14 protein-coding genes are annotated in these 12823 nt (G+C 39.7%); 13 read left to right on the top strand and 1 reads right to left on the bottom strand.

What is annotated here, in order from left to right:
* Positions 1 to 19: 19 nt before the first annotated feature.
* The 10 genes from L1994_RS01070 to pheT all read left to right on the top strand — a co-directional run bounded on the left by L1994_RS01070 (position 20) and on the right by pheT (position 11228).
* A complete protein-coding gene (locus tag L1994_RS01070; protein WP_278099855.1) occupies positions 20 to 1009 on the top strand; it encodes an isocitrate/isopropylmalate dehydrogenase family protein in 990 nt (329 codons plus the stop codon).
* Positions 1010 to 1193: 184 nt separating this feature from the next.
* A complete protein-coding gene (locus L1994_RS01065) occupies positions 1194 to 2537 on the top strand; it encodes an aldehyde dehydrogenase family protein (RefSeq protein WP_278099854.1) in 1344 nt (447 codons plus the stop codon).
* A 133-nt stretch (positions 2538 to 2670) separates the two neighbouring features.
* Positions 2671 to 3387, top strand: coding sequence for an epoxyqueuosine reductase (locus tag L1994_RS01060; RefSeq protein ID WP_278099853.1), 717 nt, complete (start codon positions 2671 to 2673; stop codon positions 3385 to 3387).
* Positions 3388 to 3486: 99 nt separating this feature from the next.
* On the top strand, positions 3487 to 4353 hold the full coding sequence (locus L1994_RS01055; protein ID WP_278099852.1) for a deoxyribonuclease IV: 867 nt from the start codon (positions 3487 to 3489) through the stop codon (positions 4351 to 4353).
* A gap of 314 nt (positions 4354 to 4667) precedes the next feature.
* Positions 4668 to 4988, top strand: coding sequence for a nucleotidyltransferase family protein (locus tag L1994_RS01050; protein WP_278099851.1), 321 nt, complete (start codon positions 4668 to 4670; stop codon positions 4986 to 4988).
* Entirely contained in the window at positions 4985 to 5323 is a 339-nt protein-coding gene (locus L1994_RS01045) for a HepT-like ribonuclease domain-containing protein (RefSeq protein WP_278099850.1), read from the top strand. The genes L1994_RS01050 and L1994_RS01045 overlap by 4 nt, the downstream gene beginning before the upstream one ends.
* A 353-nt stretch (positions 5324 to 5676) precedes the next feature.
* A complete protein-coding gene (endA, locus tag L1994_RS01040) occupies positions 5677 to 6675 on the top strand; it encodes a tRNA-intron lyase (protein ID WP_278099849.1) in 999 nt (332 codons plus the stop codon).
* Between the two features lie 20 nt (positions 6676 to 6695).
* A complete protein-coding gene (locus L1994_RS01035; protein WP_278099848.1) occupies positions 6696 to 7949 on the top strand; it encodes a tryptophan--tRNA ligase in 1254 nt (417 codons plus the stop codon).
* Positions 7950 to 7954: 5 nt separating this feature from the next.
* Complete coding sequence (pheS, locus tag L1994_RS01030) at positions 7955 to 9598, top strand: phenylalanine--tRNA ligase subunit alpha (RefSeq protein ID WP_278099847.1); 1644 nt, start codon at positions 7955 to 7957, stop codon at positions 9596 to 9598.
* A 4-nt stretch (positions 9599 to 9602) separates the two neighbouring features.
* Positions 9603 to 11228 carry a phenylalanine--tRNA ligase subunit beta gene (gene pheT / locus L1994_RS01025; protein ID WP_278099846.1) on the top strand — a complete coding sequence of 542 codons (1626 nt, stop codon included), beginning with the start codon at positions 9603 to 9605 and terminating at the stop codon, positions 11226 to 11228.
* Positions 11229 to 11252: 24 nt separating this feature from the next.
* On the opposite strand, the gene L1994_RS01020 is transcribed toward pheT, so the two are convergent.
* Positions 11253 to 11429 carry a hypothetical protein gene (locus L1994_RS01020; RefSeq protein ID WP_278099845.1) on the bottom strand — a complete coding sequence of 59 codons (177 nt, stop codon included), beginning with the start codon at positions 11427 to 11429 and terminating at the stop codon, positions 11253 to 11255.
* 35 nt (positions 11430 to 11464) lie between these two features.
* On the opposite strand from L1994_RS01020, the gene tsaA reads away from it, so the two are divergent.
* From tsaA to L1994_RS01005, 3 genes are all read left to right on the top strand, one after another.
* Entirely contained in the window at positions 11465 to 11917 is a 453-nt protein-coding gene (gene tsaA / locus L1994_RS01015) for a tRNA (N6-threonylcarbamoyladenosine(37)-N6)-methyltransferase TrmO (RefSeq protein ID WP_278099844.1), read from the top strand.
* 260 nt (positions 11918 to 12177) lie between these two features.
* Positions 12178 to 12615, top strand: a complete 438-nt coding sequence (locus tag L1994_RS01010; RefSeq protein ID WP_278099843.1) for a DUF2178 domain-containing protein — start codon at positions 12178 to 12180, stop codon at positions 12613 to 12615.
* Positions 12599 to 12793 carry a helix-turn-helix transcriptional regulator gene (locus L1994_RS01005; RefSeq protein WP_278099842.1) on the top strand — a complete coding sequence of 65 codons (195 nt, stop codon included), beginning with the start codon at positions 12599 to 12601 and terminating at the stop codon, positions 12791 to 12793. The genes L1994_RS01010 and L1994_RS01005 overlap by 17 nt, the downstream gene beginning before the upstream one ends.
* Positions 12794 to 12823 lie beyond the last annotated feature (30 nt).

Here is a 12823-nt window from a genome sequence, read left to right as displayed (position 1 = left end):
TACAGATTTAGAGGTAAATATGAAAATCGCAGTATGTGAGGGAGACGGAATAGGCCATGAGGTAATTCCCCCTGCAAAGGAAGTTTTGAAGCACTTTCTGCCGGATGCAGATTATTTTGATGTATTTGTCGGATATGACAAGTGGAAAGAGACCGGGGAGTCGTCATCAGATTCAGATATAGCACTGTTTAAGAGTTCTGATGCTATTTTGTTCGGCGCAATTACAACCCCGCCTGTTCCCGAATATAAAAGTGTAATTCTAAGAATCAGACAGGAACTTGATCTTTACGCAAATCTGCGTCCGGTTAAGGGAAGCATATTTGGGCAGGATTTTGATATAATGATTGTCCGTGAAAACACAGAAGGCCTCTACTCGGGAATTGAGGAGATTGGAGAAGAAAGGTCAACAACACTTCGCGTGATTACAAAGCACGGCTCAGAGAGAATTGCAAAGATGGCATGCACTCTTTCAATAGAAAGGGGGCATAAAATGCCGCTTGTAATAGGAAACAAGGCAAACGTTTTAAAATCCGATGTTTTATTCAGGGACTCCTGCATTAAAACCGCAGGTCTGATGGGAGTAAAGACAAAACCGATGTTTATTGACGCTCTTACTTTTGATGTCCTGATGCATCCGCTCTCTTATGATGTCATTGTTACAACAAACCTCTTCGGAGATATTCTGAGTGATGCCTGCGGTTATTTAACAGGCGGCCTTGGGATGCTTCCAAGCGCAAATATTGGTGAAAAAAACGCATTTTTTGAGCCGGTTCACGGAAGTGCTCCTGATATTGCAGGACAGGGAATTGCAAACCCTTCAGCCGCAATCCGTTCAGCCGCAATGATGCTTGACTATTTTGGAATGAAAAAAGAGGCAGGAATTGTAGAGGATGCTGTAATAAAAGTCATTTCATCGGGCGTCAAAACCCCTGATCTTGGTGGTAAAAACTCTACAAAAGAGGCAGGGGAAAAGATATTAGAATATATAAAAAAGATTGATTCTACATGAAAGTTACTTCGTAGCTTAACTGAAACTGTTGCATGATGAATGCGTTTTTCATCACACAAAAACAATGAAAGTTTATCCTAAATCTTAACTTTCACAGCAAAATCAGGGAGGGAAAAATACGCCGGAAACAATAAAAGACGAAATAAAAAGAACAGATGTTATAAATCCTGCAACAGGAGAAGTTTTGGGAAGCATTCCTTTATTTTCACCTGATGATGTGAATGCCTCTGTTGAATCTGCAAAATATGCATTTTCAAAATGGTCAGAGAAAAGCGCCCGGGAAAGAAGTATTGTGCTGTTTAAAGCCGCATCTTTGGTAAGGGAAGAACAGGACAGACTTTCAAAACTTCTGACATCAGAGCAGGGCAAAATTCTGCCGGAGGCAAAAAACGAGATTCAGGGTTTTGCAAACGTTCTTGAGTTTTATGCTTCAATAGCAGGTGCCGTTTTTGGTACAGCCCTTCCAAAGTCAGACTACGGATATTCCTTTACAAAAAAAGAGCCTATTGGAGTCTGCGGAGCAATAATTCCGTGGAACATGCCTGTTCTAATCATGGCATGGAAAATCGGTCCTGCAATAGCATCGGGATGCTCAATTGTCTTAAAGCCCTCACAGAAAACTCCTCTTACAACGATTGAGATTGCCGGCATTATGAAAAGGGCAGGACTTCCAGACGGCGTTTTGGAGATTGTCACCGGAAGGGGGGATATTGTCGGAGGTGCGATTGCAAAGAGCAGGGAAATTTCAGCACTCTCCTTTACAGGCTCTGCATCAACCGGCGCTGAGGTGGAAAGGCTCTCCTGCGGGACGAGAAAAAGGCTAACACTTGAGCTTGGAGGAAGTGACCCAATGGTTGTCTGCAGTGATGCCGATATTGACCTTGCCGTATCAGGCGCTGTTTCAGGACGCTTTTACAACTGCGGGCAGACATGCACGGCGGTAAAAAGACTCTTTGTCTTTGAGGATATTTATGACTCATTCCTCTCAAAGCTAAAAGAAAGAACAGAAAAAATTTCAGTTGGAAACGGACTTTTAAAGGGAGTTATGATGGGGCCGTTGAACAGCAGGGAAGGCCTTTTATCGATTGAAAAACTTGCAGATGAAGAGGTTGGAAAAGGTGCAGATATTATATCAGGCGGAAAAATTATTTCTGGCGGGGATTTTGATAAAGGAAATTTCTTTGAGCCTACAATAATCGCAAATCCGGACTTTCAAAGCCGCCTATTAAGAGAAGAAGTCTTCGGACCCATCCTTCCTGTTGTGCCGGTAAACTCTCTTGATACTGCAATTGAATATTCTAACAACACGGAGTTTGGTCTTGGTGCGTCAGTCTGGACAAAGAATCTTAAAGATGCATATGCCTTTTCAGAAGGCGTTGATGCAGGAATTGTCTGGGTAAATAAGCACTTGAAAATTCCTCCGGAGGTTCCTTTCGGCGGTGAAAAGTCAAGCGGCACTGGAAGGGAGAACGGAATCTCTGCACTTGAACATTATATGCGTGAAAAAACAGTTATCATTTCGCCTTAGAAAAATGACCTCATTGCTATGAATTCTGGATTATGATGACCTCATTACAATGACAGAAATGTTATTAGTGAATTGTTTAGACAGGATTATGAGTATCTGATTATTATTACCGGATTGTAAGAACAGGGTTACAATGACAGAGATATATGATAAAGTTACAGAAAAGGTCAAAACCTTCATTGAAGACTCAGAGGCTTCAGTCTTCGGATTCTGCGATCTTGGGAAGATCAACAATCTTCCTTTTCCTAAATTAACAACAGGAATATCTCTTGGAATCAGTTTAAATCCAAAAATTGTTCTGTCCTTGAAAAACGGACCGGATAAGAGTTATGTTTCCGAGTGGGAATCGGTCAACAAAAGACTTCACTATCTTTCCGAAAGTATCTGCCAATTTTTAAGAGAGGAGGGCTATAATGCAGATTTTATACCGGCTTCAAAAACGATTAATGACCCGGACAATCTTTTTGCCGAATTTCCCCATAAAACAGCGGCAACCAATGCCGGCCTTGGATGGATAGGAAAATGTGCCCTTCTGATTACAAAAGAGTACGGACCGGCATTAAGGCTGATTACAGTTTTTACCAATGCCCCTTTATCCTGCGGCATTCCGGTTACAAAATCATATTGTGGGGATTGTGAAGAGTGCAAATTAGCCTGTCCGGCAGGTGCTGTTTCAGGAAAAGAATGGTCACCGGAGATTTTCAGGGATGAATTCTTAGACAGCCACAGATGTTTTGAATACAGCAGAACAAGAGGAGAAAGTGCAGGCTTTAATCACGGAATCTGCGGAATCTGTGTTGCTTCATGCCGGTGGACAAACAAATATCTTAAAAGAGAAGGTCTTCTTTAATTAAAAACGTCCATGAAACTATATTTCATACAGCAGTTTCATGTCAGTTACGAACTGACTTTAATTTAAAAAAAGCATTTTCAGAATTTGAGGAGTTTAATGAGTTTAAATGCAGGATGCCATGTTTCAATCGCAGGCTCACATGAAAAAGCGGTTTTAAGGGCAGAAGAAATCGGATGCAGTACATTTCAGATTTTTACAGGAAACCCACGCGGCTGGAGTGCAAAAGAAATAGATTCAGATTCAGCTGAAAAATTCATTTCGGCTGTAAAAGTCTCAAAAATAAAGCCTGTTGTAGCACATATGCCATATCTTCCAAACCTGGCAACACCAAAGCCTGATCTCTACAAAAAATCCGAAGATGTCTTAAAACGGGAAATAAGACGCTGTGGTCTGCTTGAAATCCCGTATCTTGTTACACATCTTGGAAGCCATCTTGGAGAGGGAAGAGAAGACGGGATAAAAAGAACTGTTGATGCTTTAGTATCGGCGCTTGAATCAGAAGATAAAGACGTTTTACTTCTCCTTGAAAACACATCAGGAACCAAAAATTCAGTAGGCGGAACTTTTGAAGACATAGGAGAAATTCTTGATAAATGCAGTAAATTCGGTTTCAATAGTGATAGAATCGGGACATGCTTTGACACATGCCATGCCTTTGCCGCCGGATACAACCTTGCATCAGAAGAGACTTTTTATGAGATGATTGATGATTATGAGAGCTTAATCGGCCTTAAAACTCTGAAAGTCATTCACTTAAATGACACCAAAAGTGAGTGCGGAGGAAGGCTTGACAGGCACGAACACATCGGCCTTGGAAAAATAGGAGATGAGGGCTTATCAAGGGTTGTAAACCATCCGAAACTCTCAAAACTACCTTTTATTCTTGAAACTCCGGTTGACGATCGGCGTGGGGATAGGGAAAATGTCGCTCACGCAAGGGAGCTTGTGGGTGATATTTATTGATAAATATTGATAATTTTTAACGTTTTTATCAGATTTAATTGAAAAAATACAACCCTAGCATCTAGTTTTTTTAATAAATCACTAATGAAGATAAATAAAATTTTGATAATTATTAAAAAAAATTAAAGGTATTCTCATTAGATCTGATAACCCCTATAAAACTTCAAAAATGAAACATGTGGATGATTTAACATGCAAAAAAGCTGATTTAAGACGGAACAAAATTATAAAAGTTGAAAAGTTCACACCCTTATTCAGACTATAAATTAAAATTCTCTTCAGACTATAAGATATATTAATCAAAAGGTGCGGACATGAAACAGGTTGACCCAACAAAAGCAATTCTCACAAAAGAGGAGGTAATATCAATTCTGAAAAAAGAGATGCCTTACTTAAAAGAGCACTTTAACGTCTCTGAAATTGCTCTTTTTGGATCATATGCAAGAGATGAAGCAGACATTAAAAGTGACATCGACATTCTGGTTACATACTCCAAAACACCGGGAATGATATCCTTTATGAAACTTGAAAATTACTTAACAGATCTTTTCGGTGTCAAAGTCGATCTCGTCCTAAAAAATGCACTCCGCCCAAATATTGGAAAATCTGTTTTAAATGAGGCGATGTACGCTTGAGAAAAGAGAGAAATCATCAGGATTATTTAGATGACATTCTCCAGACTATTGACAAGATAGAACTTTTCATCAGAGATATGGATTTTGATTCTTTTTCTAATGACGATAAAACAATTTTCGCTGTTGTCAGAGGCCTTGAGGTAATAGGAGAGGCTGTAAAAAATATTCCTGAAAATTTCAGAAAAAACAATCAATGTATTCCATGGAGCGAAATTGCCGGAATGAGAGACAAACTTATTCATGCATATTTTGGAGTGGATGTATCAGTAGTCTGGATGACAGTCACATCTGATCTCCCTGATTTAAAAGAAAAAATTGAAACTCTCAGGAAATAATCCTGAAATATAATATCACCCACTCACTCATCCATTCCGGCTTTTTAAGCTTAGAGAACAAAAACAGAATTGAAATTCATAACTATCATTCCCTAAAAGCATTCCTGCCACATACAAGCAATCCTAATCACAATTTTAAATTTCAAAACTGTCCTTTTTTAAAAGATCCAAAATAAGCATAAAGCAATAAAGCCTAATATAATAGTAAACATCCAAAAATATGCCGGATTATATTCTGCAAAAAATTTTGACTTTTCTTTGAAAGCCAAAGACTGCAGTTACATATTTAATCCACGGGTTATGTAAATCTCGGAATATAAAAGATAAAAAAATCAGATAAAAAGAGCAATACTGTGATTGGTAAATTAGAAGGTGAATGGATAATCTTAAAAGATGATGAAATTTCCCTGTATGAACATGGAGGATACGGAAGGCCTGAAGGCGAAACCTTAAAACTTGCACCCGAAGAGGCACTGTATCTAATAGGAAGAAACAAAATAAAAGTTGAAAATTATACATTTACAAGTCTTTTATCATTATTCTGTAAAAATTCCGCATTTCTGCGAAAGTTTCTCGTCTACCGTGACATCCGCGAAAGAGGATTTGTCATACAGGCAGGGCCGCATGATTTCAGGGTTTTTAAACGCGGTCAAAAACCGGGAAAAGGAACATCCTACTACTTAATACGGGTTTTATCCGAGCGTGACATCGTCAACTTCGAACGAATTATTCAGGAAGCTAAAAGTGCACACAACATGAGAAAGATTTTTTTGCTCGCAGTCGCCGATGACGAAGAAGAAATTACCTACTACGAAATAAAAATAAACACTCCTCCTGACGGCGGAAAACCTGAAATAAACGAGAAAATAAAAGGCACAGTCTATGCAAACACCGTTTTAATAAAAGCTGAGCCTGACTCAGTATTTGAATCATCACTCTACGGCAAGAGATTTGATAAAGAACATCGTGCATTATCTTCGGTTGAATCACTCTACCTCATAAAAAGAGGCATAATTGAACTTGAAAGCAAAAACGCATGTGAAGAATTTTACAGATGCGCCTTAGACTCAGATCACGAACTTAAAGAAAAACTTGCCGTATATACAGACCTTCGAAACCTTCATAACATTCCAAAGACAGGCTACAAATTCGGGCATCATTTCAGGGTTTATTCAGGCGGAAAAATGCATTCAGAGGTTTTGGTACATGCATTAAGAGAAGGTGAAACAATGCCGATGAGTGTCATATCACGCTCAGTCAGGCTTGCACACAGCGTTCGCAAGAAGATGCTTTTTGCCTGTGTAAATAAAGACTCTATACAGTACATCGAATTTGCAAGAATGAAATTATAAAATATACGTTTGGGAAAAACATGCAGTCAGAGATTAATCCATGGTCCGCAGGCCGAAATATTGATGCAGAAAAATTATATAAAGAATTTGGCATAGAACCTGCAACACCGGTAACAGAAAAAATAAAAGATAAACCTGCATTTTTCAGAAGAGGCATTGTCTCCGGCCAGAGAGATTATGCGGCTATCGCAGATGCAATTGAAAAAAAAGAGAAATTTTATGTGATGACCGGCTTTATGCCCTCAGGACACCCTCACCTTGGTCACCTGATGGTCATGAAAGAGGTTGCCTGGCACACTCAGATGGGAGCAACAGGCTCAATTTCTATTGCTGACAGAGAGGCTCATGCAGTACGCGGCATCTCATGGGATAAGTGCAAAGAGTTTGGAAAAGAATACTTAAAATGTCTTTTTGCACTTGGATATGACGGTAAATACTACTACCAAAGCGAAAACAACGCACTAAAAGACCTTGCATTTGAAAGTGCAATAAAGATTAATTTCTCTGAATTATTCGCAATATATGGATTTTCCCAGGAGACTGCACTTGCACATGCAATGAGTGTTGCAACTCAGGTCGCAGACATATTATATCCGCAGACACAGTACGGCCCTGCACCAACAATAGTTCCTGTCGGAATTGACCAGGACCCGCATATCAGGCTCACACGCGATGTCGCAAACAAAATGAGGATGTTCACCGTCCTTAAAACTCCGAAGGGCGTTAGCATCCGCTCCAAAAATGCACCTGAAAAGGCAATGGATAAAATATGCTCTGCATTTAAAAACTGCAAAAGATATGAAGGGCACATAGATGTCGAAGGAATAAGTGTCACAGAGGCAGAGGAGACTGTCAGAAAAATAGAGACTGAATGCGGCGGATACGGCTTTTTCCTTCCGGGTGCAACATATCATACATTTCTCCAGGGGCTTCAGGGCGGAAAAATGTCATCATCTATTCCTGAAAGCCTATTTTCGTTTGACGAATCGGAAAAGGATTTAAAAAAGAAGATCATGAACTCCCTGACCGGTGGACGTACAACACTTGAAGAGCAGAAAAAACTTGGGGGAGAACCTGAAAAATGCTCAATTTATCTTCTCAACCTCTTTCACATGACAGAGGACGATGATGAGTTAAAGGAAATGTGCCGTGCCTGTAAAGCAGGAGAATTAATGTGTGGAACCTGCAAAAAAGAGACTCTTGAAAGGGTCAAAGAATTCTTAAAGGACTTCAATGAAAAGATGGATGAGGTATCACATAAAGTGGAGGAGTGATAAAATTGGAGCTTACATATAACGAAAAAAGACTGCTTGCGGTTTTAAAACCGCTGAAAGATGCAGAGAATGCCAGAAAAAAAGCGCTTGAGCCAATAAGCGAGACTGTAGCTGTCATTAGGGAAAATGACAGTCTGGGAATAAATCCCCTCCGTGACATACTAAGCATGCTTGAGGAGACAAAAAACATCGCCATAACTCCGGTTAAAAAAGCACTTGCACTCTTAGAAGAGGCCACCGGCGATGCAATTGAGCCTTTGTTTGATCTGGACAGGCCCGATGTCAAATATCTCGCAAAGATAATGGACACAACAGAAGAGGCAGTCGTTCAATATGCAGGACTTCTTCAGACAAGAGGTCTTGCAGACCTCATAAAAAAGACCACAAAGCATTACATATTAACAGAAGAAGGTAAAAAATGTGCAAAAGAAGGCCTTCCTGAAAGAATACTTTTTGAATCTTTTGAAAAGAATATCCCAATAAAAGAGCTTCAGGCACACCCGCAGGCAAAGCTTGGAATAGGATGGCTCAGGAAAAAAGGCTGGATTACAATAAAAGACGGAATCGTTGAGAAAATCTCAGACGCACCTTTAGGTGAGGATGAAATAGCACTTAAAAAACCTTCTGCAGGCAGTCCCGGAATTGACGAGCTTCTAAAGAGAAAACTCATTGAAGAAAGAGAAGATACAGAGTTTCGTATCGCAATAACAACAGAAGGTGAGATGCTTGTATCAACCGGACTTGATCTCAGAATAGAGGCCGGCACACTTACATCCGAGCAGATAAGAACAAGCGAATGGACTTCCCTGAAACTTAGAAAATACAATGTAAACACTCCTCCAAAGCGTATTTTCGCAGGAAAAAAACACCCATATCAAAGTCTCATTGATGAGATGAGAGAGATTCTGATAAGCATGGGATTTACTGAGATGTACGGCGGAATTGTCCAGAGTTCATTTTGGAATTTCGATGCACTCTTCCAGCCCCAGGATCACCCTGCACGTGAGATGCAGGATACCTTCTTTTTGGATAAAACAGAAGAGCTCCCTGATAACTATGAGGCAATAAGAGATATACATGAGTTCGGCGGAGATACATCCTCCACCGGATGGGGAGGGGAATGGAAAAAAGAAAAAGCTGAGCAGTGTGTTTTAAGAACACACACAACTAGTCTTTCAATTCAGTATCTAAAAGACCACCCGGATGAAGCTTTAAAGGTGTTCTGCATAGGGCGTGTATATCGCCGTGAGGCAATCGATCCTACACACACTCCTGAATTTGAACAGCTTGAAGGAATAGTAATGGACACAGATGTATCATTCAGACACCTGATGGGATTTTTAAAGGAATTTTATCACAGAATGGGATTCGAAAACGTAAGATTCCGCCCTGCATACTTCCCTTACACCGAACCGTCAGTTGAACCTGAGGTCTATGTCGACGGCCTTGGATGGGTTGAACTTGGAGGTGCGGGAATATTCCGCGAAGAGGTTACAGCGCCGTGGGGTGTGAAATACCCGGTCCTTGCATGGGGTCTTGGCGTATCACGTGTTGCAATGCTTAAGATGGGCTTAAAGGACTTAAGACAGCTTTACAAGAGCGATGTTGACTGGGTCAGAAATTACCCGGTTTACAGGAGGGAGGATTAAAAAAATGGCAATTATTACACTCCCCTATAAATATCTTGAAGATCTGACCGGAGTTTCAAAGGAAACTCTTATAGAAAGACTTCCGATGATAGCGGCTGATATCGAAAGATATGAGGAAGAAAGTTTTGATGTGGAGTTTTTCCCTGACAGGCCGGATATGTTCTCAACAGAAGGCGTTTCACGTGCAATGAGAGGTTTTCTTGGAATTGAAACCGGTCTTTGCAGATATGAAGTGTCTCCATCCGGAATTGAGTTTTCCATTGATGATAATTTAAAGGATATCCGCCCGATTTTAGGATCTGCTGTTATCAGAGGGATTAATTTCACAGAAGAGTCGATACAGAGTCTGATGGGCCTTCAGGAGGCTCTTCACTGGGCAGTCGGACGCGGCAGAGGAAAGGTTGCAATAGGTGTTCATGACCTTGACACTGTAAAAGCTCCATTCTCATATATTGCATCAGAGAGAAGCAGAAAATTTGTGCCACTTGATTTCGACTATGAAATGACAATGGATGAAATTCTAACCGAACATCCGAAAGGCCGCGATTATGCTCATCTTGTAGAGGAATTTGAGAGATTCCCGCTTATTATTGACGCTGATGACAATGTACTTTCATTTCCGCCCATCATAAACGGAGAACTTACAAAAGTAACAACCGATACCAAAAATATCCTCCTTGACTGCACAGGAACAGATGAAAAGGCTGTAATGGTGGCTGTAAACATTATCACAACGGCACTTTCAGAAGCAGGAGGAAAGGTTGAGAGCGTTTGTGTGAACGGACAGGACATGCCTTCACTTACACCGTCAGAGCGGACAGTAAGTGTTTCTGAGTGCAACCGCCTGTTAGGATTTTGCTTAACTGCAGAGGAGATGGCAGGGATGCTTGAAAAGATGCGTTTTGGCGCCGAGCCTCTTTTAGAAGACAAACTTAAAGTCCAAATACCCTGTTACCGTGCGGATATTATGCATGACTGGGATGTATTTGAGGATGTAGCTATTGCATACGGATTTGACAATCTTGATGCAGAGCTTCCCGATACATTCACAATCGGAAAAGCACACCCGCTTCAGAAAAATATGAGTGCTGTAAGGATAATTCTTTCAGGACTTGGTTTTCTTGAGATGATGCCATTCACACTTTCGAATGAAAGAGTAATGTACAAATTCATGCAAAGGGAAGTGCCGGACTATGTTCTTCCTGTAATGCATCCGATATCTGAAGAACAAACTGTTGTCAGAACAGATATTCTGCCTCTTATGATGGAAACCCTAAAGATCAATCAGCACAGGGAATGCCCCCAGAGGCTTTTTGCAGCAGGTGATGTTGCACACAATATAGAAACATTCCAGAAAGTTGCCGGGGTATGTATGCATACAGATGCCGACTTCTCTGAGATTTATGCTGTCTTTGACGCATTTATGCATGAACTTGGATTAAACTATACTGTAAGGGAATCCGATGACAGGGCCTTTATTGAAGGACGGCGTGCTGATATATATGTAAATGATATCTATGCTGGTGTTTTTGGAGAGATTCACCCACAGGTGATTTTAAACTTTGAGATGGATCTTCCGGTATCAGGCTTTGAGCTTGATTTAAGAGTTCTTCTAAAGGATAACCAATAATATTTTAATTTTTATAATATCTTTTTAAAAAGGTTTTTTTGAGTTTTTTTTAATTTCTTGTGACACTTTTTTTTGATTTCCCCGTTTTTCCAATTTTTTTTTATGTTGTTTTCCAAGGTTGTTTTCCAAGGTTGTTTTCCAAGGTTGTTTTCCGGATTTTTTTGGTGTTACCTTTTTGTAAACAGGTATTATTAAAGGCAATAAATCTCTTATTATAATATGCGGAAAGAAAAAATATGACTGAGATTACACCGATAGGAATTGTTCGTTCGCCTTACAAAAAACATGGAGATGCACCAAGGCAGGGCCGCGAAAACGAAGATAATGAGATGGAAATAGAAATTTATGAAGAATATTCAGCAGGAATTGGAGATTTTTCAGGAATCAGCCACATAATTATTCTTTTATGGTTTGACAGGGCTGACAGAAAAAGGCTGTTTGACACACCCCCCGGAACTAATAAAAAACGGGGTATTTTTACAATAAGAAGCCCTAACAGACCAAACCCAATCGGGTTTGACATTGGAAAAATAAAGTCGGTTGAAGGTAATAAAATAATTGTAAGCGGACTTGACGCACTTGACAACACACCGGTTGTTGACATAAAACCATATGTTCCGTCAATTGACTGCGTACCTGATGCAACTGATTTAAGGGACAGATCAAAAAAGGCAGATTTGAAAAATTAAATAAAACCAAAATTAAGAAAAACATTTTCTTAAAAACGTCCATGATAATTTTTTTCATGCACTGGTTTCATGTAAGTTACGAAGTAACTTTCATGTAAAACGCACATGATGAGCTTTTTTCATCACACAAAAAAGTGATGATAAGTCTATCAGGGATTTTAGATTTCATAACAATTCAGGTTATCTTGTCTTTATAACTGTTCATCAATGGATAATATTTTGTCTGTACCGGTCAACAAATTAGACATACAGGTATCAGAATGAAAAGAAATACTTTTTATGCAATTGTATCTTTGATTGCCATTGCTGTAGCACTCATATTCTGGTGGGGTGTAAATTATAACAGGCCGCCCGGAATGGAGGTAGTTACAGGTTCAATTATCATCGCGGCTTTTGCAATATATCTTCTCAGACAGAAAATAGATGATGCTGTTATATCCGATGAGATGATCTCTAAAATCAATGAAAAATCTGCTCTTAGATCTCTTCAAATCTTCTGGGTAGGCTTTTTTGCCTTCACAATCTCCGGACTTTCGATGGCTATGGGTGTTGACAACCCTCATATGAGAGATATGATGATTAAAGGCTCTGTTTCACAATTGATATTTCTGGCATCTATTCTTCTGATTTATGCGATATTCCGGATATACTATTCTGATAAATACGGAGGATATGAAGCAGATGAAGAATCGGATTAAAGTTTTTCGTGCAATGCACGATCTTACACAGGAAGCGCTTGCGTCCGAAGTAGGTGTTACAAGGCAGACTATCCTTGCAATTGAAAAAGGGAAATATGATCCTTCACTTGAACTTGCATTTAAAATTTCAAGGCGATTCGGAGTCATGATTGAGGATATTTTCACATATGAAAATTAAATTCTTAAATTTTCGGTAATTTTATCTTTT

This window comes from Methanomicrobium antiquum, assembly GCF_029633915.1.
In the GTDB taxonomy this organism is placed as follows: domain Archaea; phylum Halobacteriota; class Methanomicrobia; order Methanomicrobiales; family Methanomicrobiaceae; genus Methanomicrobium; species Methanomicrobium antiquum.
The sequence above is the reverse complement of the archived record's forward strand: the minus strand, read 5'-3'. Positions and strand labels throughout refer to the sequence as shown.